We start from the raw sequence: 18,889 nt of genomic DNA, 5'->3' as shown, positions 1-18,889 counted from the left end.
CTTCCACACCTTCTGAACAGCGCCCGAAGGTAATGCCCCTCCAGCGATCTTCTCTGTAACATCACAGAAACGTCTTAAAAGATATGCGACACTGTGACAGCAAGGTCGCGCCTCCGATCCCGAACCTAAAATAAAATAAATTTTGGGTAAAATAGAATCTCTCAACAAAATTAACGTCAACATGCCTTTCGAGAGACGTAACAAACACAGCAGGAAAGCCAAAAGATAAAAGAACTTAGCGCTTGTTGATCTATCTGCGTCAAACCAGCCCTAAATTGGACGAAACCTCGCTGATGAGCGACCATCCGTGGCGGGATTAGAGGTCGATTGCCCCACCTATCCGAGGTCAGTAGGTTAATATCACGTCGTCGTAACCGAAGAACGCCTTGTTAGCGCCGATAAAAGCGATGTCCTGCGCCGCCTTCCCGCCAGATCCGTCCGCATCGTAGGAGACTATGCCGCTTGCCGAATTGTAGATCACTTGCGGTCCGCTGCTCGTCGTAAATGCTCCCACCTTGGTCAAGATCGTGAACGCCGCCTCATCAAGAATATGATCGCCGTTTGAATCGAGCCCCGCAAATACCGACTCCGATAGCATGACCTTATCGTCGTCACTAAAGTCCCAGATCGTATCCTTGTTTGCCGCCCCCATCTCGGCAAAGTAGAACGTGTCTGCTCCACCACCGCCATAAAGAGAATCAACGCCGCCGGCGCCAGCGATTGTATTGCTCTGGGCATTGCCGCTAATCATGTTGGCGAGAGCATTGCCGATACCGCTGATTTCGGCGGCCCCGGTAAGCCGCAAATTCTCGACGAATGACTCGCCGCGGAGATCGACGCCGACGGAGGACCATATCGTATCCTTGCCGCCGTCGGCCAATTCGCCGGTGACGTGATCGTGGGTATCGTTGAAGACGTAACTGTCATCACCGGCGGAACCGTAATAGAGGTCGGCACCTTTGCCGGCGGCGAAACTATCGGCCTTGTCCGTGCCTGTATGAGGCGTGGGGGGCGTCGAAGGAGACGTAGGCGTGTCGACTGCCCATTGCATGGTCGCAGAGAGCGATGTCTGGAGATTGTGCGTATCGAAATCCGCGGTAATCGTATTTTGCAACAAGGCGAGCGTCGACCAGCCCTGACCGTCATTGGCCTGAACTAGAGTTGATGTTCCGCTCTGGATGACCCGGATATGGCCATCTGTGATCAGGTCACCGCTTCCCCATCCCAAACGCGCGGCAAGAACCGAGACATCGATAACGTCGCCATTCGCGCCCATTTGAAAATCCGTGATGATATCTCCGCCTTCGCCCAGCGCATGATAGGCGAAGCGGTCGTGTCCGGTCCCACCGGTAAGCAAATCGGCTTTGTCACCGCCCCAAATATAGTCGTTACCGTCGCCGCCCGAGAGATTGTCAGCGCCCACACCGCCAAGAAGCTTGTCGGCAGCAGCCGTGCCGACAAGGGTGTCATTCCCGGGTACGACGCCGGTGAGCAGCACCGTATTGAGGAATTTGACCATCGACTCAGGGATGTTGTATCCCTGAAGAAGGCTCTCGAAGACGCTGTTTTTGACGATATTCGCCTCCGGCGAATTCGATATGATGAAGGCGTAGTTCTGTATTTCACGCAGGATTAGGTTGTCGACAAGCGAATTGCGGGCGTCGCCATCGCCATATTCATAGAACTGTATACCGTAGGCATCGCCGACACTGCCGCTATTCGTGAAGGAATTCCCTATCCCTCGGAAATCGCCGAACATGCGCGAATAGAACGAGAGATCATCGGTATAGACTCCGTTCCGGCTCTCCGAATGAAAGTCGTATGCCGAGTTCGATGCGTCGTAGACGACCGAATTCTTGGCAAGGAAATTGATTTCGGCGCCATAGGCCGATGCGCTTGCGGCATTTGCGATCGTTCCGATGCCTTGAACCGCGATGGCCTGACCGACGTGCTCGGCAAAGAGGCCGTCGATCAGCGTGTTCAGTGATGCACCGGTGTGAATGGCAGCATACAGATTGGCGCCGATGATATCAGTCAGGTGGGCATTGACGTTGTTAACGATATTGATGCCACCGGAACCGTCCTTTATCGTAACGTTATCGACGACCGCATCGACCAGATTGCGCAGGTTAAGCAGATCGCCGCCGGTCGTGCTGTATTCGCCGCTCACGCCATCGATCGTGCCGTTCTTGATCGTAAACTGGCCTTCGGCATAGACGGTCGCACGGACATTGGTCGCGTAAAGATTCTGCTCGACGAGCGAGCCTTCAAGAACGACCGTGTTGCCATTGATGGCGATGACTTTGGCCGCCTGCCCAAGCTTCGTCGTCTGACCGGCATCACCCGGGTCGATATGGTCTCCTGGCAGGCTGTCATCTGCAGTCACTTTTATCCAACTGCCGACCTGTATGTTCTGCGGCAGGGTTGCATAGGTGATGGTTGCATTGTTCGATGCGTCGGATCCGAGCGTGACGCTTTGTAGGGGGGATTCTGCTCCCCCAACACCGAGAACTCTCTCAGTAGCCGTGACCTGATGCAGGGTGCCGCCGTTGAGATCTATGGTGACATCGCCTGATCCGATTGCGACATAGATCGCCTTGCTGACCGTGATATCGGCATCCTTTGCCAGCACAACCGTGCCGCCGCCATTGGCGACGGTCGCAAGCGCTTTCCGCAATTCGGCTTCACCGGCTGTGGCATCAAGATAGATCGTGCTGGGCATCAAAATCTCCAGGAGCATCAGTGCTGCAGGAGCTATTTTGAGGGCCACGCGTTTAAGATTGGCACCAAACAACAATTAAAGTTTTAATCAACTATCGGTTTTTTTTGAATAATTTTGAGTGTATCGCAATTGCGGGGCGAAAACTTCCCGCGTAGCGGGCATCTCACTCCGGCGTGATTGCGACATCGGAAAAAAGCGAAATATATCCCGATTGCCCTCTTTCATCGGTACGTTTGAGTGATAGGACAGAAAGCGGCGCTCCGAAAAAGACATGATCGTTACTGATGCCGAGAGGGCCGAAAGCGACTGGCCAGGTGGCCGGCTCCGGATAGGCGTTGCGCAACCTGTTGTTGCCAAGGAACCAGCGCATGTCCGGCACGATGACGGGCGCACTGAAATCTCCGGCCAGCAGCACAGGCTCGCGGGTCTCCCGAAGCATACGTGTAATGGTGAAGAGCTCGAAGCTATGGAACGTATCGAACCACATCTTGGAAAGACGAGTGGCGAAAACGCGGACGCGCGTTCCATCAATAGAAAGGGAAGCGGCAGCCAATTCACTGCCAATAGGGCTCAACTCCTGGAAACGAGGATCCGCAAGAGGCCAGCGCGACAGAAGCATGACTGTGCAGCGTGCATTGACTGGATCCTCGCAGCCAATGCGAAATGGATAGGATTGGCGGGCGAGATCGTGCCGGTTGGCTAGGGAACTGGCACTTGTCACAATAAGAATGTCGGCGTTGGCCTCTTCAATCGTCTGCTGCAAGGCCGCGTCGTCCACTTTTTCATCGACAATCTTGATCGACAGCAAGCGTAAGGCTGGCACCGCACCCGGTACAGGCGGCTGAGCAAATTCCCTAAGCATCAGAATCGGGGGGGCAATCAACACGACGCAAGCCGCGCCGAGCAGCAGGCTATACCAATGCCGGACGGAGAGAGCGGACAGAAGGATGATGGCAAGGCAAGCAACGCCGATCTGCATCTGCAGTGCACCGACGATCGCCATGGGCCAGATATAGGAAACATATTGGAGCGAAACGACGAGGAGGAGGATGGAAACGACGATGCAGACAACGCGAAAAACATTATGTCTCATTCATATCGGTTCCTGCGATGCGAACATGCCTTGGTGTTAAAGGGCGGGAGTAAAGCCTATTCGGATCTCTTGTGGCATAATTGAGCCGCCAGACCCGTCAGGACGGACGCTAGATACCCTGCTCGCCCTGATGGCATCGCGACGCTAACAGAAATTCGCGGAGACGCCAGGCGAAACGACAACGGACAATCCAAAGCTTTTTGTGGCACTGCACACAAAGCAGCTTCCACCGGCCTGTTGTCCATGCTTTATATGCCCCGCGTTCGGCACCGATAGAACTGAGATGTTCACGCAACAAGGAGATGGTGTTTAATGGCACGCAGCTTGAACAAATTCCTCTGGCTGAGATCGCTTTTGGTAAAGGCTAAGTACCATTACTATACGAGGTTCTGGGGGATGAACATTCATCCGACGGCAACCTTCTCGCTGAGCGTTCGGCTGGACAAGACCTATCCCAAGGGCATCTATGTTGGCGAAAAGTCGTATGTCGCATTCGACGTGGCCATTCTCACGCACGACAGAACGCGTGGCCTTTATCGCAATACCAAGATCGGCAAGCACTGCTTCATCGGCGCCAGAAGCATAATCCTGCCAGGTGTTGAGATTGGCGACGAGTGCGTCATCGGCTCGGGAAGCGTCGTGACCAAGAACATACCGTCGCGCTGCATCGCCGCAGGCAATCCGGCAACCATCATTCGTGAAAACATCGAAGTCGGCCCCTACGGCCGTTTCCTGTTCGCTGACATCCCGGAAGCTGAACGTGCTGCCGATCAGAGGAAGAGCGGCACGAATGTCCGAAAGGCATAGGCACTAGCCTTTTATTTGCTACTCCCATTTTCGAAGAGGCGGGTCGCAGGCAAAGCGACGAAGGTATTGGTCATCGGCCGCAAGGGCCGCGCTATCCCGTCCAGCTTTTCGGCAAGCTCCGGATCGCGGCGCCTGAAATGCGGCAGCAGAACATCGATCCAGGTGACCATACCGGGCTCGACCTCCTGAGGATATCCTATCTTTGCCTCCAATTGGTCGGGATGGAGATACATCGTCGCGGCAAATCCGGCGATTGCCCGCAACCTCTTTTCCTGATCAGGAGTAAGCGTGACATTGTTGACATCGGCAAGCCGCACGAGGATCGCGATCGCATCCATGGCGAAATTCTGATATTTCAGCGAACGTCCACCTCGGGAAAGCTCACGCGGCAATCCGCCGTCATAGGGCGCTTCATCCAGCGCTGATTTCAAAATATCCATCGACCAGTCGAACCGCTTGCGATCCTGCAGATGAACTGCCATCAGGCCAACTGCGGCCGCGGCCCAGTATCGATGGTTGCTGTTGCCGTCGAGCCAGACATATTTTGGCTCGCGCGGCGCCGGCGTGAATTCTGCAACGAGCATATCCGAAAGCTTGGCGAACCAGGCCTTGATGGGCGCATCGGCAGAGCTTGGCGGCGGCGCGATTTCCTTTGCTACCGCATAGGCGTTCGAAAAGGAAATCGTTGTCCACCCCCCCGCGAGAACCGCCTGACGATGTCCGAGCGGATCATTGTCCTCGACGCCGCCGAGCAGCGCATTGGCATCCGCCCAGACCCGCGTCTGCCGCACGATGCAATTGGCAGCGTTTCTTCGTTGTCTTGGCACGTCAAGCGCCGCCTGCATCATTTGCAGCATACTCTTCGTCACGGCACCTGTCGGCCACAAGCGCTTTGCGAAGGCTTTCATCGCGACCGGATCGACCTCCGACTGCGTGTAGCTTGGCTTATAAAAGCTGAACAGCTTACTCATATCGATCAACGGCGCGACTGGTACCGGGCATATGAAAGGACGAACTTTCTTGCCAGCACCGGCATCTTGAACCTTGCCAGCTGGCAGCTCGAAAAGATATCGAAGCGGCTCTTCGGCGCTTGCCGGAACCCCGGATACGAGCAGGGCAAAAATCAGCCACAATACAACGCGATTGAAAGGCTCTGCCTTCCGGCGGGCCTTTGAAGCCATTGGCATATGTCTCTCCGATTCCGGTGGTTGGCCGTGCTGTTCGTGGCAGATAACCATAAAGGGATGTTTGCGGCAAAGTTAGCGTTTACCGGCCATTTTCTCCTTTTCAACCCAGACCGCAATGTCTATGTTGCACCGCAAGATCAGGGCCGCACGCCGTGCCGCACGCTGAAGGTTAAACAGCTCTACTGACATATTCTCGAACAATAGAGTAGTCATGCCGAAAATCACACTTTTCTCGACAAGTAATCTAAAGCAGGGTCGCTCCGAGCATCTCCAGAGGATGATTGATTCGATCGCAAGCGCCAAGGCCGCAGACCCTTCGATCGATGTCCACCTTTATCTTCTTCTGCAGAATGTTCCCGACGATGCCGCCGATCCCGACTTTCCGGAGTGGATCAGCACGCGACGTATCAATCATCAGATTTCGCTTTCGGCGGCTCGCAATCTCCTTCTTCAGGACGTAGTTAAGGCCGGTGTCGTGACCGCCGATAGCATCTATGCCTTCCCGGATGACGATTGCTGGTATCCGGAAAACTTTCTAACGCTGGTTGCCAATCTGTTTTCAGAGAAGCCGGAGATTGATTTTTGGTTCTGCCGCTATAGCTCAACACCCGAAATCCGAAGTGTTCTGGCAACGGAAGCACCTGCATTGCAGAAAGTGATATCGAGAGCATCATCGAACACATTCTTCTTCCGCGGACGGCTGCTACCGAACTTGGCGGCATTCGACGAAACATTGGGAGTCGGTGCTCGTCTCAATGGCGGCGAGGATACCGACTACGCGATACGCGCTTTCTATCTCGCCCGTGGCACCCTTTTTACGGATGCCGCGCTCGTCGGCCATCGAGATCACGACGCAAGCCTCAAGCCGAAATATTTCCCAGGGACGCTCTATGCCATCGCCGCTCACAAGAACCGCAGCCTTCCCGGCATAGTCGCCTTCATACGCAAACTTCTTGTCGGCGCATCCTTGGTCATGAGCGGAAAGCTGCCGCTTTCGCGCTATATTGCTGCGGTGCGGAATGCATAATCGCGGTGGGAAGCCCTTCACGTCTTCGCTCAATGCCAAAACGAGGCGCGCATGAATCGTAGTTCCGTACTCTGGTCAGCTGTTCGCAACTGGGGACCGCGCTTTGGCACTATCCTCACCTTTTTTGTGCTGGCCCGTATTCTCGATAAAACTGAGATCGGGATGTTTGCGGCAGCCTATGCGCTGGTGTCGCTGACGGAGCTGTTTGCCGATAACGGTTTTGGCGATGCAATCGTCCGTACGCAGGACATCACGCGCGGCATGACGACGAGCATTCTGATCCTGAACTTTGGCCTCGCCGTCCTTATCTATGCACTCCTGACGCTTTTCTCCTCCGAAATCGGCGGCCTGCTGGGCGTCACGGGCATAGAGCCTGTTCTGCAACTCGTCGGTCTCTCGCTCGTCCTCAACAGCTTTGGGTATGTTCCGCAGGCCCTGCTCCGCAAGGAGTTTCAGTTCAAGCGCCTTGCGTTCCGTTCCTTGGCATCAACCGTATTCGGAGCGCTGACCGGACTGGCCATGGCTTTCCTGGGCTTCGGCGTCTACAGCATGGTCGGTCAATTGCTGGCGACCACTGTCATCAACGTCGCCTTTCTCTGGTATCCGCCTGTGTTGCGGCCTGCAGCCCCGCAGATTGCCGGAATGAAGCACGTTCTCCATTACGCTTTAGGCATCTTCGGGTCTCGCGTGCTCAACTACGCGTCACTTCGAATGATCGAGATCGTTATTCCGATTTTTTTCGGGCCGGCCGCACTCGCACTCTATATCATGGGATCGCGCGTTCCTGCGGTGGTCGCACAAATGCTGACCGCCGTGATGGTTGACGTCAATCTTCCGCACTTTTCCCGTCTGGTTGACCGCCCTCCGCTCCTCAGGGAGGCATTCTATACGAGCCTGCGCTCACTCTCGATGATTTCCGCGCCGGCCTTCATCTCGATTGCCGCGCTTTCGCCGGAAATCGCCCGCATCTGCTTCGGAAGCAACGGCATAGATTCCGATTACATCATGTTCCTGGCGGCAATTCTCGGAGCGGCCCAATCCATCGGCTACTGCAATGAAGTCATGCTGAACGCATGGGGCTTGCCGCGTGTCGTTTTCCGGATGCAATGCTGTGCCGCACTGCTCGTTGCTGTGATCCTGACTGTTCTTCAACATAGCAGCGTATTTACACTTGTAACCGCATATGTTTGCTGCCATATAACCGTTATTGTTGGAGGTATACTTTACGGATCGCACAAAACTGAAGTTTCTGTAAAAACAATTGTCAGCAAGTGTGGGGCTTTCTTCTTGTCGGCCCTCGCAGCCTTGGCCGCGGTTCATTTGACAAGGTCTTATGCCATCTCACCCAATTATCCCATATTACTGAAGGCGATGATGCTCGGAATGCTGTTCGTCGCGACTTATGTCGTCGGCATCGGGCTGCTCGACCGGGATGCCCTGCGTGGATGGTGGAACAGAGCGCGAATGATAAGAGCCTGGAAAAAGGCGTAGTTTTCCAAGGAAGCGAGTCGTCATGTTTAGAGAAATAGCTGGAGACTTTCGAAGTCATAAGAGAGCCCTGATCTCACAAGGCTTCTGGGCGCTTGCCTTTCACAGATACGGAAGCGCTGTACGTTCGATCAAGTTCGCGCCTATCCGTCTGCCGCTGAAGGTCATTCATGTCTTTCTTATCAAATTTTCCGAGATCTTTTTCGGAATATACATCGGAGCCAACGCGAAGATCGGCGAGCGATGTGTCATTGAGCATTTCGGATCGATTATCGTCCATTCCGAGGTGCGGATCGGCAATGATGTTCGTCTGCGTCAAGGTGTGACGATCGGCAACAAATCAGCCGACAAGCCGAACGAGGTGCCGATCCTGCATAATGGAGTAGACGTGGGCGCGGGTGCGAAAATCCTCGGCGCCGTTATCATCGGCGAACGCGCCGTGATCGGAGCGAACGCCGTCGTCGTCAAGGATGTGCCGGCAGGAGCTATTGCGGTCGGTGTGCCGGCCAAGATCAGATACAAAGAAACGCCAAGCCCAGCCATCGTCCAGCCGAGATCAAATAACAATCGCTGACCGATATTGCCTGCCAACCGGCAATCGATTGGCGAGCGATGGAATTACGTCAGTCCATTCCAATATCTTAGGAATACTTTTCCCGGTATGGCAGGCTTTGCCTGAGTTGAGCTCAGTCGGAGCATGTCCCGCCGATCGCCTCGACGATTGTCGACACCATGACTTCAGCCGCAGCGGCAGGCGTGGGATGGACGCCATCCGGGATTCCTGTAGAGAGCTCGCCGCTCGATAGCTTTGCCCAGCCGGCGCTATGATCGATGACCGCAACGTTCCATTCTGCCGCAACACTGCGGTGAGCCGAAATGTAGCTCTCGAGAAAGGGTCTGATCGCACCCCGCAGTCCCGACATAGGATTCATCACCATCATGAAGATACGGGCATGGGGCAGTCCCGTCCGCAGCCTCTCGAGGATGATTGAAAAGTTCCGCTGGCTGGCACTGACGCTCATCCAGCGGTTCAAGGCAGCGTCATTGGCGTAAAACTCGACGAGCACTATGTCAGGGCTCTCGGCGATCACCCGGTCCACAGATGACAAAGCCCATTCGGTGGTTGAGCCACTCTTTGCCACAATGGCGATATCGACGGGGCGGTGAAGGCACTGCTCGAGGGCGCTCTCGAGATCTGCCTGCCATCCGCCCCTTGCCGTCAGCGATGTACCGAACGTTACGATCTTCAGTCCTGCCGCGGCCACATCAGTCCCCTGCAGAAGAAACAGAGCGATCAAACCGGCAGCAAGTCTCATCAGCCATTGGAACCGGCGGCAACGGTCGTCGGCGCCACACGCCTTTTCTTCATCTGCATGATCTTCTCTTCGAAGAAGACGAAGGAAGCGATTGCTACGATCATTGTCAGAATGAAAGCCGTAACAATCTGCATGATCTGGAAGGCCGTCCCGTCCCGCATCCCCGTTGCTATAGCGACAAGCCGTCCTGACGGACCAAGCAGCAGGCCGTGAAACAGGTAGAAGCCGTAGCTGACAACGCCTACGCCGCGGATCAGCGGAAGATCAAGAAATCGGGTCGCGGCAGAATTCTGGCAGACCGTCACCAGCATGATCATCAATCCGGACAGAAGCGGAGCAATGATCAGGGCTGCGTTTGGATGTCCGCCAAAAATGAAATAGAGGTGCTGCAGAACCAGAAGTACGCCGAGCGCTAGGATCGCCAAACCGGAAAAGCGTAAGTTGATCGTGCCAAGCTGTCTGGCGACGAGGCCAAAAACTCCGCCAACCGCAATAGCATAAAAGCCCGACAGTGAGTTGACGCGGAACATGAGCTCATCGTCGAACACCCACAGGCTCGGAACCGCAAGCAGCAGAAGCAGGAATATCAGGAGACTGGACCGCCAGAATCGGGATGGCAGCCAGATGAACAGCAGCGGGAACAGCACGTAGAATTGCTGCTCCACCGCAAGCGTCCACAGGTGAGACAATGGCCCCAGCCAATCATGTCTGACGAAGCCGATATAGATATTCGTCGTGTAGGTCACGAGCCAGCTGACGCTGCCGTAAAATTTGTCGACATTGTCGCCCGCGACGAGGGTAACGGTCGACAGGAAGATCAGTGCGAGTGTCAGATAATAGACCGGGAATATCCGCAAGGCTCGATTGCGCATGAAAAGCACGATCTCGGTTGCAGCATCGGAGCTGCCCGCTTCGATGCGCTGCCGCGCGCGAAACAGGATTGGCACGATGAGAAAGCCGCTCAAGGCGAAGAATACCCAGACGGCAAGCGTGCCCGACTCCGACCTTTTTGTCAGGCCCGCATGATCGGTCAGAACGAAGAGAACACAAATCGCCCGAAGGCCGTCGAGACCTTTGATGGCTTTGCCGACACCGAATACCTTCTGATAGATTTCGTGCATACTGGTTCCTTGGCGGGTATTTATATCAGACCGAAGAGATGAACGCGGCGTCCGGCAACCTATGTCGACCGCGACAAACGTCCTGGCACTTCATCGGGCAGCTTTGACGGAATTCTGGAGCCTTTTGGAAGGGTTGGCGATGGAGCGCTCTCCAGCTTCTACAATTAAATCAGGCCTAAGACTATCAACGGAATGCAGTTGTGCCAAGCCATAAGCCCCTTCCCGGCGCCACAGCCACGAACCATTTTCGATCGGCACCGTAGCACAAAGGAAGGAAGCGCAAACGGCGCGACTGTGACAATTTGGCGAAATATTGTGATCTCTCCAGAACCCGTTCCGAATTTTGTTGCAATGCGGTATCATATCGGAATTCGTCGCCGATCTGTCCTGTCTGAATTGAAGCCAGAGAGAAAATGCATCTGGACGCGATGACTCCGGGGTCCTAAGAAAGCAAGAACAAACTCGTTCTCGGCTCTTCTCAGGTACCGATAGACATAACCGCTACCAACTATGACACGCGGAAGCATAGGCTGGCGCGCATGGGTGACAGCGGTAAAAATCTTGCTTGAAGCATCGATGAAAATCGAGCGAACGAAAGGCTTTCAATGACGCTGCTAGCACCTGCCTCCCCGCCGCCGGCCGACAATCCCGCCTATGGTTATATAAGAGGTCTTGACGGCTTGCGGTTTGCCGCAGTCCTGATCGTCGTCGTTGCGCATTTCCGGCTCTCGGCCGCGATCCCCGGTGGTTTCGGCGTCACGATTTTCTTTGCGATCAGTGGCTTTCTGATTTCGAGGCTCCTGCTGTCGGAAGAGCGGAATTATGGGAAAATATCCCTGCCGCGCTTTTTCGCCCGGCGATTCCTGCGGCTGATGCCACCGCTTTTCCTGATGATCGCCATAACCGTGCCGATCTATCTGATTTTCGATCGCGAGAACGTACTTGTCAGCCAGATTCTGCTGGCGATCTTCTATCTAGGCAACGTACCGGTGGTGATGAATGTCTTCACACCGATGCCCGAAGGAATTCACAGTTACGGTCCCTTGTGGTCGCTGGCTGTCGAAGAGCATTTCTATATGTTCTTCCCATTCCTGCTTCTTGCCCTGCGGACGTGGTCTTCTCGCGTTGTACTGCTCATCGGCGTCCTGATTTTCAGCCTGGCGCTGCGTATCCTGGCCGCCTATACCGTTCCAGACCCGGAAAGCTTCAATTACTATTTCACGCTGACGCGCCTGGATTCGATCGCCTGGGGCTGCCTGCTGACATTCGGCCTCGCCAATGAAGCGATCAGAAGCCATTTGGTCAAACTTCGTGGCTGGAAGACCTTCCTGTTCGCCATCATTCTTCTGCTTGGCGGCATTGCCTTCCGCAATGAGTTTTTCCAGGACACCTTCCGCTACACCGTCCACGGCTTCGGCATGTTTCTGCTGATCAACGCCTTTGTTTTCGGAACGGCAACGGAAAAACTCGTTCGCCTGGCAGAATGGCGGCCCATCCAAATGGGCGGACGCATCAGCTATGAAATGTATCTATGGCATCTGCACGTATGGTTTGTCGTTGGGCTGGTTTTTGCTGGAAGCTACTGGCTTCGATTCTCGACGAGCCTGATCCTGACAGTCGTCGTAGCCTACGCGTTTTATAACCTGACGACGACGGCGACAAAGCGCTGGTCCAAGAAAGCTGGCAGCAAAAGCGTCGAAGACGAACGCCAGAAGGTCTATAAGACGGTACCGACCGCCGATGAGACGGATGTCCCTGAGGCAAGAACGCGCACCGCCAGCTGAATCGGGAAGAAATCGAAACGGCTTTCCTTGTTTGGAAAGCCGTTTTCAAGGGACAACACCTACCAAGCACTTACCTGGAAATTACCCGGGACTAAACCCGGGTTCCGCTGTTTCAATTGCGGATACGCGGCCCGTTTGAACCGCGCCCTCTCCTCATTCCATGGCAGCAGCGATTGGACGCAGCGATCCGATGCGGCCGATTGCATACTTGACGATGATTGGCCCGACGACGCCGGCCGTTGTCGCAAGGAGGAGAAGCAGCAGCGCCTGATCGCTGACCGAGAAGAACCGCCCGAAGACGGCCTTCATCGCTCCGACAAACATGGTGTTCAACAGGTAGATGGCGAACGCGTTCTGGCCAATGAATTCCAGGACGCGGTTCTGGTTGCAAAGCCGAGAGCGGATCAGGCCGTGGAAAACGACGAGCGATGCCATGCCAACGAGGAAATAGCGCCATTCGGAATCGAAGGAGAGATAAAGAAGTACGAGGAAGACCGCAGTCGCGGGAATGAAATACCGCTCGACGAACCGTTCCCAAACGTCCTTGTGCAGGCAGGCAACGCAGCCTGCCATGAAGAACGCATAGAACATGAAAATGCGGTTTATGTAGACGTAGTCCAGTATCGAGTCACTGTAGAACATCATGACGTGCAGGCCGAACATGATGATCGACGCCGCAAACAATATGTTCAGTCTTACATTCATGCGCGAGAACAGGAACGTCGTGCCGATCGAAAAGTAAAAAAGCACGATCAGGTACCATACGAACATGGACGGGCTCTGCTCGGTATGGATGAAGACGTGCTGAACAGAGAGCAGCAGGTCATTGACGGGTTTGTCGACCGATACGAACTGACCTGCGAAGAATTTTCCGAGAATGACGATGGCCGCCATTATGAAGAACGGAATAAGAAGTCGCTTTGCGCGCTTTGACGTATACGCCGACAGCGACCCCTTCAGTTTGTGAGCGCCGACATAGACGAAGACATAACCACTCAGGAACATGAATAGCGGCATGTGGAAAGCGTAGATCGCCTTACGCAGATCAATAGCCCACGCAGGGAAAGCTGTATCATAGGTATGTCCCCAAACGACCAGGATGATAGCCAATCCTTTGAGGCGTTCGATATCACCCAGCCATTTACGCTGAGGCCTTGCCATGGGCTGGGGAGCTGAATCCATTTGCGACGTGTTCGCCGCGTCTTCTTGCTGGGACATATGATCTCTATTTAACATTTGAGATAAAGGCGGGCGTCATCGGGAATATCACGCTGTCAGCTACCTGCAAAGCATAAAGCACCGCAGCGTTCGACCGCCGACAGAAGCCCGACCAACCTTCACCGGCGCATTCGCTCACCGCCGAACTGAAGCTCTCTTCACCAGGCATCGAATTCAGGGATCCCCGCCCTCCTCTGTCACGAAAACTTCGCACAGCCTTCAACAAACTGTTTCGTTTGCGAACTATCCCTCACCAAAACGGAATGCAATTTTTTTTGCAGAGGAGAAAATTATGTCAAACAAATTGCAGAGCACAGCTGCCGTCACCCTTGTCGCTCTGATGTCCATGGTCGGTTCGGCCCATGCGGATACGACCGTGAAGTTCTGGCACAGCTTCAGCAAATCCTCAGGCGATGCGCTCAACAAAATCATCGCCAATTTCGAAGCCGCCAATCCCGGTATTCATATCGAGGGCGAGTTTGTGGGCGATTACAATGATATCGTCGCCAAGCTGCAGGCCGCCATTCCCGCCAAACGTGCGCCTGATGCCGTCATCATGGAAGTCACCCGCTACGGCCTCTTTGCCGACCGCGGCGCCCTGACAGACCTTACGCCCTATTTCAATGCCGACCCGCTAAAGGACGACCTTTACGACTATGCGCGTGAGGTCGGCGTCTATAACAGCAAGAACTACATCGTGCCGTTCAACTCCTCCACGCCGGTCCTCTATTACAACAAGGACATCCTGGCGCGCGCCGGCTTCACGACGGAGCCGCCGCTGAAGACTTTCGCAGATATTCTTGCCGTTTCGAAGACAATCACCGAAAAGCTCAGCTCGGAAGGCATCACCGGCATTGCGGCCCCCGGCCAGTTCGCCCGCTGGGGTCTCGTGATGTCCAACGACAGCGAACTGATCAATTCCAAGACCAACGATATCCTGCTCGACTCGCCGAATACGATCGAAGCCTATCAGTGGATGGCCTCGCTCGTGCATGACCAGAAGGTCGCCTCCCCGGACGGCGTCACCGATGAAGATGTCGGCCGCGACGCTTTCTTCGCCGGCAAGGTCGGCATCTCGCTCAACTCGACGGGTGATTATGGCGGCGCCAAAAAGGCGCTCGGCGACAAGCTCGAAGTCCGCCCGATGCCCTGCAACAAGGTATGCTCCGTTCCGATTGGCGGTGCCGGTATCGGTATCCTGTCGACCTCGCCGAAGGACGTTCAGGACGCTGCCTACAAGTTCATCAGCTATGCCGCTTCGCCGGAAGCCAACGCTATCTGGTTTGCCGCGACCGGCTATCTGCCGATCAATAAGAAGAGCGCCTCCCAGCCGGTCGCCGCTGAAGCACTTGCCAAGAAGCAGGGCATCGATGTTGCCATCAAGCAGCTCGAATTCGCCCATGGCCGCGCCCGTCCGCCTGTCGTCACGTGGATGCGCTCGACTGAATACAAAATGTGGGAAGCCATGGCACTCGGCCAGCGCGATGTCACAGAGACGATGAAGGACTTCGCCGCGCAGACGCGCGACGAAGCCAAGCGCTCCAGCAACTGAGCCTCTCCTTCGATCCAAGACGGCGGGCCTTGAACGGCCCGTCGCCTCAACTGTTCCGGTCCGATGCTGCGCAAACTCACACCCTATCTCCTCGTTACACCGCTGATCCTCTTCATCACGGTCTTCACCTATATTCCCGTCATTACCAGCGTGAACCTCAGCTTCCGGCACTGGGACTTCCTGTCGCCGACGATGCCTTTCGTCGGCTTTGAGAACTACCGCCTGCTGCTGAATTCCCGCGACTTCTGGAATTCGCTGCAGGTCACCGCCATCTTCGCGCTGATTTCAGTGCCGATCAGACTGGCGCTGGCGCTGGCGGTCGCAAGCTATCTCGTCCGGGAGACATTGCCCTCGAGGCTCCTGCGCGGCGCGTTCTTCCTCCCCTCTGTCACCTCAACCGTCTCGATTGCGGTTGTCTTCTCCTGGGTCTTCGCCACCGATTATGGCATGGTGAACGCCGCGCTGACCTCGCTCGGTCTCGGCAAGGTGCAATGGCTGCAGGATCCGCAGCTTGCTCTGTGGGTGCTGATCTTCGTCAATACGTGGAAACAGCTCGGCTACGATATCGTCATCTATATCGCGGGCCTGCAGGCCGTGCCGCAGGAGCTCTATGATGCCGCTGCCGTCGATGGGGGTCGGCGCTTCCATGTGTTCCGCCGGATCACCGTGCCGCTCGTCATGCCGACCACCTATTTCCTGCTGGTGATTTCCGTGATCGAGGCCTTCCAGGTCTTCACCATCGTCAACATCATGACCCATGGCGGCCCTGCAGGTGCTACCGACATGCTCGTCAACCTGCTCTATCGCGTGGGGTTTACCCTCTTCGACATCGGCAGGGGGTCGGCGCTCGCCGTCCTGCTTTTCATCTTCCTGATCGTGCTGGCGCTGATCAAATCCCTCGTCATCGGCCGGAGGGTCCACTATGAAGCTTGAGAACCCTGTCGTGACCGGCCTCGCCCTGCTTGCCGGGCTGATCTTCCTGTCGCCCGTGCTCTACTCGATCTGGATGTCCTTCGAGACGGCGCAATCCTATTACACGGGCCAATACGAGTTCACGCTCGACAACTACGTTCGTGCCGTCGCCGAATACAATTTCGCTCGCTATCTTCTGAACAGCGTCATCGTCTCCGGCCTAGTGACGCTGCTGGGCATCACGGTCGCGACCATGGCTGCCTTCGCCTTCGCGCGATACAGGTTTCGCGGCGGCAACCTGCTCTTCGGCGCCACCGTCGCCACGTTGATGATTCCGAGCCATATAAGCCTGATCCCCAACTATCTGACGCTCGCGAAGGCAGGGCTGCTCGATACCTATGCCGGCCTCATCCTGCCGGCGATCTCGAACGGCTTTGCCGCCTTCTTCCTGCGCCAATATATCAAGGGCATCCCCAAAGCGCTGGACGAAGCCGCCTATATGGATGGCGCGACACCGCTACAGGTGCTCTGGCGGGTGATCGTGCCGATCGCACGGCCGGCCATCTTCTCGATGGGCCTCTACATCTTCATCACCGAATGGAATAACTACATCTGGCCGCTCGTCGCCGTCGGCAAGGAAGACCTCTACACGCTGCAGATCGGTCTTGCTCGCCTTTATCGCATCAATCCCGGCGAAGGTCTGGTCGATTGGCCACTCGTCATGGCGGCCTGCACCCTCAGCATGCTGCCCGTGCTGCTCGGCTTCCTGCTGGTCGAGCGACATCTCGTGCGCGGCATTACGCTCGGCGCGGTCAAATAATCATGAACAAGGACAAGCATAGAATGACACGCATCGCTTCGCATCGCGGCGGCACTCTGGAATTCGGCGACAGCACGCCGCACGGTTTTGCCGCGACGGCAAGATTGGCGCTGGAAGAGGTTGAATTCGACGTCCATCCGACAGCAGACAGCGCAATCATGGTTCATCACGACGCTACCCTTGACGGAACGACGGACCGCAGCGGCGTGATCGCGGCGATGAGCGAGGCGGAGGTTCGCGCCGCCGTCATCAATTACGGCGCCGGCGGACATCCGATCTCGCTGGAAGAACTCTGTGCGATCTATTCCGACAGCAAGGTGAATTTTCGCTGCGAGATCAAGCCTGGCGTCGATGGCCGCCCCTACGACAACTTCGTGCCCCGCGTCGTCGAAACGCTCGCGCGCCACGGCATGCTCGAAAGGACGATCTTCTCTTCCTTTCTAGTGGAATCGCAGGATGCGCTGTCGGCAGCCACCAGCCAGCCGAAGCTCTGGCTCGTCAGCCCGCCAGTGCTGCGTCAGCTTGGGACCAGGGCTGTGATTGAAATCGCGAAGGTGCATGACATCCCCGAAATCGGCGTCCAAGTGGATACCGCTGATTCCGCTCTGATGTCCGAAATCACGGCAGCCGGTCTCGATTTCGGGTGCTGGGCCGCCCATTCGGCACGGCAGATCGAGAAGGTGTTGGCGCTCGGCGTCAAGGTCTTCACGACGGACCGGCCGAGCCTTGCCATCGCCATCCGTAATCGCTTCGAAGCGGAGACCGCACAATGAGCGGCATCACCCTTCGCGACATCAGAAAGTCCTATCCCGGCGGGCCGGAAATCCTGCACGGCGTGTCCATGGATATCAAGTCGGGCGAGTTCGTGGTCATCGTCGGCCCGTCGGGTTGCGGCAAGTCCACCCTGCTGCGCCTGATTGCCGGGCTGGAACGCTGCGAAGAGGGCGATATCGAAATCGGCGGCCGGCGGGCCAACGATCTTGCGCCGCAGGATCGCGACATTGCCATGATCTTCCAGAACTATGCGCTTTATCCGCACATGACCGTGCGCGAAAACATTGCCTTCGGCCTCGAACTGCGCGGCATGCCCAAGGCCGAGCGCAATGCGCGGGCTGAAAGTGTAGCCAAGACACTGCAGCTCGAGCCCTATCTCAATCGCAAGCCGGGTGCGCTCTCAGGCGGCCAGCGTCAGCGTGTGGCGATGGGCCGGGCCATGGCGCGCAACAGTTCGATCTTCCTGATGGACGAGCCGCTGTCGAATCTCGACAACGCACTGCGCGTCGCCATGCGCACCGAAATCAAGGAGTTGCACCGCCAACTCGGCGCCACCATCGTCTATGTGACGCATGACCAGACCGAAGCACTCTCATTGGCCGAAAGGATTGCGGTGATGAAGGACGGCGATCTCCTGCAGTTCGACACTCCTGAAGCAATCTATGACCAGCCGCAGAACCGCTTTATCGCGGGCTTCCTCGGTGTTCCCGCGATGAATTTCCTGCCTGTCGAACATCTTCCCGGCTGGCTGGGCCGGCAGGGCCTGACCGCCGGATTAAGACCCGAATCCATGGCGATCCGCACCGAAGAACCTTCGGAACCCGCCCTGCCCGTCCGGCTCATGCTGTCGGAGATGACAGGTTCTGATATCATCCTGCACTGCGACAGCCCGGCCGGACGCATCACGCTTACCAGCCTGCGTAAGGACGTGCCGCGCCATGCCGACAACTTCTGGGTCATGTGCGATCTTGACCAGGCAGTGTTTTTCGATAACCAGAGCGGGAGCCGCGTCGATCTTTCAGCCGGAGATCGTCGAATTTAGACGCCGCCGGCCACTTCGGCCCCGGA

Annotated in this window: 17 protein-coding genes; 11 read left to right on the top strand and 6 right to left on the bottom strand. The window is 56.1% G+C overall.

Features of this window, described 5'->3' with window-relative positions:
• Window positions 1-346: 346 nt before the first annotated feature.
• Together PMI11_RS36075 and PMI11_RS26015 are read right to left on the bottom strand one after the other, a co-directional pair.
• On the bottom strand, window positions 347-2,722 hold the full coding sequence (locus tag PMI11_RS36075) for a calcium-binding protein (protein WP_007823269.1): 2,376 nt from the start codon (window positions 2,720-2,722) through the stop codon (window positions 347-349).
• Window positions 2,723-2,885: 163 nt separating this feature from the next.
• Complete coding sequence (locus PMI11_RS26015; protein ID WP_007823268.1) at window positions 2,886-3,815, bottom strand: endonuclease/exonuclease/phosphatase family protein; 930 nt, start codon at window positions 3,813-3,815, stop codon at window positions 2,886-2,888.
• Between the two features lie 312 nt (window positions 3,816-4,127).
• Between PMI11_RS26015 and PMI11_RS26010 the strand changes: the two genes are divergently transcribed.
• Window positions 4,128-4,622 (top strand): acyltransferase, encoded by a 495-nt coding sequence (locus PMI11_RS26010; protein WP_007823267.1) that lies wholly within the window; start codon window positions 4,128-4,130, stop codon window positions 4,620-4,622.
• 11 nt (window positions 4,623-4,633) lie between these two features.
• Here PMI11_RS26010 and PMI11_RS26005 read toward each other — a convergent pair whose 3' ends face one another.
• On the bottom strand, window positions 4,634-5,593 hold the full coding sequence (locus PMI11_RS26005; protein WP_157179699.1) for an alginate lyase family protein: 960 nt from the start codon (window positions 5,591-5,593) through the stop codon (window positions 4,634-4,636).
• Window positions 5,594-5,836: 243 nt separating this feature from the next.
• Between PMI11_RS26005 and PMI11_RS37460 the strand changes: the two genes are divergently transcribed.
• The 4 genes from PMI11_RS37460 (at window position 5,837) to PMI11_RS25990 (ending at window position 8,898) form a co-directional block, all read left to right on the top strand.
• Window positions 5,837-5,995 (top strand): hypothetical protein, encoded by a 159-nt coding sequence (locus PMI11_RS37460; protein ID WP_157179698.1) that lies wholly within the window; start codon window positions 5,837-5,839, stop codon window positions 5,993-5,995.
• A gap of 91 nt (window positions 5,996-6,086) precedes the next feature.
• Window positions 6,087-6,836 (top strand): hypothetical protein, encoded by a 750-nt coding sequence (locus PMI11_RS36070; protein WP_051034646.1) that lies wholly within the window; start codon window positions 6,087-6,089, stop codon window positions 6,834-6,836.
• A gap of 51 nt (window positions 6,837-6,887) precedes the next feature.
• Complete coding sequence (locus tag PMI11_RS25995) at window positions 6,888-8,327, top strand: oligosaccharide flippase family protein (RefSeq protein WP_007823264.1); 1,440 nt, start codon at window positions 6,888-6,890, stop codon at window positions 8,325-8,327.
• 22 nt (window positions 8,328-8,349) lie between these two features.
• On the top strand, window positions 8,350-8,898 hold the full coding sequence (locus tag PMI11_RS25990) for a serine O-acetyltransferase (RefSeq protein ID WP_007823262.1): 549 nt from the start codon (window positions 8,350-8,352) through the stop codon (window positions 8,896-8,898).
• Window positions 8,899-9,010: 112 nt separating this feature from the next.
• On the opposite strand, the gene PMI11_RS25985 is transcribed toward PMI11_RS25990, so the two are convergent.
• Window positions 9,011-9,589 carry an SGNH/GDSL hydrolase family protein gene (locus tag PMI11_RS25985; RefSeq protein ID WP_244430685.1) on the bottom strand — a complete coding sequence of 193 codons (579 nt, stop codon included), beginning with the start codon at window positions 9,587-9,589 and terminating at the stop codon, window positions 9,011-9,013.
• Window positions 9,590-9,639: 50 nt separating this feature from the next.
• Entirely contained in the window at window positions 9,640-10,761 is a 1,122-nt protein-coding gene (locus PMI11_RS36065; RefSeq protein ID WP_007823258.1) for an acyltransferase family protein, read from the bottom strand.
• A 605-nt stretch (window positions 10,762-11,366) separates the two neighbouring features.
• On the opposite strand from PMI11_RS36065, the gene PMI11_RS36060 reads away from it, so the two are divergent.
• The gene (locus tag PMI11_RS36060; protein ID WP_007823255.1) at window positions 11,367-12,545 is read left to right on the top strand and encodes an acyltransferase family protein; all 1,179 of its coding nucleotides are present in this window, start codon (window positions 11,367-11,369) and stop codon (window positions 12,543-12,545) included.
• 153 nt (window positions 12,546-12,698) lie between these two features.
• On the opposite strand, the gene PMI11_RS25970 is transcribed toward PMI11_RS36060, so the two are convergent.
• Window positions 12,699-13,763, bottom strand: a complete 1,065-nt coding sequence (locus tag PMI11_RS25970) for an acyltransferase family protein (RefSeq protein WP_007823253.1) — start codon at window positions 13,761-13,763, stop codon at window positions 12,699-12,701.
• A gap of 292 nt (window positions 13,764-14,055) precedes the next feature.
• Here PMI11_RS25970 and PMI11_RS25965 point away from each other — a divergent pair, with 292 nt between their 5' ends.
• From PMI11_RS25965 to PMI11_RS25945, 5 genes are all read left to right on the top strand, one after another.
• Window positions 14,056-15,315 (top strand): ABC transporter substrate-binding protein, encoded by a 1,260-nt coding sequence (locus PMI11_RS25965; RefSeq protein WP_007823251.1) that lies wholly within the window; start codon window positions 14,056-14,058, stop codon window positions 15,313-15,315.
• A 63-nt stretch (window positions 15,316-15,378) separates the two neighbouring features.
• Window positions 15,379-16,248: a carbohydrate ABC transporter permease gene (locus tag PMI11_RS25960; RefSeq protein WP_007823249.1), complete on the top strand. Its 870-nt coding sequence runs from the start codon at window positions 15,379-15,381 to the stop codon at window positions 16,246-16,248.
• Window positions 16,238-17,047 (top strand): carbohydrate ABC transporter permease, encoded by an 810-nt coding sequence (locus PMI11_RS25955; protein WP_007823248.1) that lies wholly within the window; start codon window positions 16,238-16,240, stop codon window positions 17,045-17,047. Before PMI11_RS25960 ends, PMI11_RS25955 begins: the two co-directional genes overlap by 11 nt.
• Window positions 17,048-17,070: 23 nt before the next feature.
• Window positions 17,071-17,820, top strand: a complete 750-nt coding sequence (locus PMI11_RS25950; RefSeq protein ID WP_007823246.1) for a glycerophosphodiester phosphodiesterase family protein — start codon at window positions 17,071-17,073, stop codon at window positions 17,818-17,820.
• The gene (locus tag PMI11_RS25945; RefSeq protein ID WP_007823244.1) at window positions 17,817-18,863 is read left to right on the top strand and encodes an ABC transporter ATP-binding protein; all 1,047 of its coding nucleotides are present in this window, start codon (window positions 17,817-17,819) and stop codon (window positions 18,861-18,863) included. The genes PMI11_RS25950 and PMI11_RS25945 overlap by 4 nt, the downstream gene beginning before the upstream one ends.
• Window positions 18,864-18,889 lie beyond the last annotated feature (26 nt).

Source organism: Rhizobium sp. CF142, assembly GCF_000281145.1.
Lineage (GTDB): Bacteria > Pseudomonadota > Alphaproteobacteria > Rhizobiales > Rhizobiaceae > Rhizobium.
This window is presented reverse-complemented; position numbering and strand designations above follow the sequence as displayed.

Excerpts from the sequence above, each read along its gene's own strand:
- PMI11_RS36075 (WP_007823269.1), bottom strand. The coding sequence starts at position 2,722 with ATGCCCAGCACGATCTATCTTGATGCCACAGCCGGTGAAGCCGAATTG.
- PMI11_RS26015 (WP_007823268.1), bottom strand. The coding sequence starts at position 3,815 with ATGAGACATAATGTTTTTCGCGTTGTCTGCATCGTCGTTTCCATCCTC.
- PMI11_RS26010 (WP_007823267.1), top strand. The coding sequence starts at position 4,128 with ATGGCACGCAGCTTGAACAAATTCCTCTGGCTGAGATCGCTTTTGGTA.
- PMI11_RS26005 (WP_157179699.1), bottom strand. The coding sequence starts at position 5,593 with ATGAGTAAGCTGTTCAGCTTTTATAAGCCAAGCTACACGCAGTCGGAG.
- PMI11_RS36070 (WP_051034646.1), top strand. The coding sequence starts at position 6,087 with ATGATTGATTCGATCGCAAGCGCCAAGGCCGCAGACCCTTCGATCGAT.
- PMI11_RS25995 (WP_007823264.1), top strand. The coding sequence starts at position 6,888 with ATGAATCGTAGTTCCGTACTCTGGTCAGCTGTTCGCAACTGGGGACCG.
- PMI11_RS25990 (WP_007823262.1), top strand. The coding sequence starts at position 8,350 with ATGTTTAGAGAAATAGCTGGAGACTTTCGAAGTCATAAGAGAGCCCTG.
- PMI11_RS36065 (WP_007823258.1), bottom strand. The coding sequence starts at position 10,761 with ATGCACGAAATCTATCAGAAGGTATTCGGTGTCGGCAAAGCCATCAAA.
- PMI11_RS36060 (WP_007823255.1), top strand. The coding sequence starts at position 11,367 with ATGACGCTGCTAGCACCTGCCTCCCCGCCGCCGGCCGACAATCCCGCC.
- PMI11_RS25970 (WP_007823253.1), bottom strand. The coding sequence starts at position 13,763 with ATGTCCCAGCAAGAAGACGCGGCGAACACGTCGCAAATGGATTCAGCT.
- PMI11_RS25965 (WP_007823251.1), top strand. The coding sequence starts at position 14,056 with ATGTCAAACAAATTGCAGAGCACAGCTGCCGTCACCCTTGTCGCTCTG.
- PMI11_RS25960 (WP_007823249.1), top strand. The coding sequence starts at position 15,379 with ATGCTGCGCAAACTCACACCCTATCTCCTCGTTACACCGCTGATCCTC.
- PMI11_RS25955 (WP_007823248.1), top strand. The coding sequence starts at position 16,238 with ATGAAGCTTGAGAACCCTGTCGTGACCGGCCTCGCCCTGCTTGCCGGG.
- PMI11_RS25950 (WP_007823246.1), top strand. The coding sequence starts at position 17,071 with ATGACACGCATCGCTTCGCATCGCGGCGGCACTCTGGAATTCGGCGAC.
- PMI11_RS25945 (WP_007823244.1), top strand. The coding sequence starts at position 17,817 with ATGAGCGGCATCACCCTTCGCGACATCAGAAAGTCCTATCCCGGCGGG.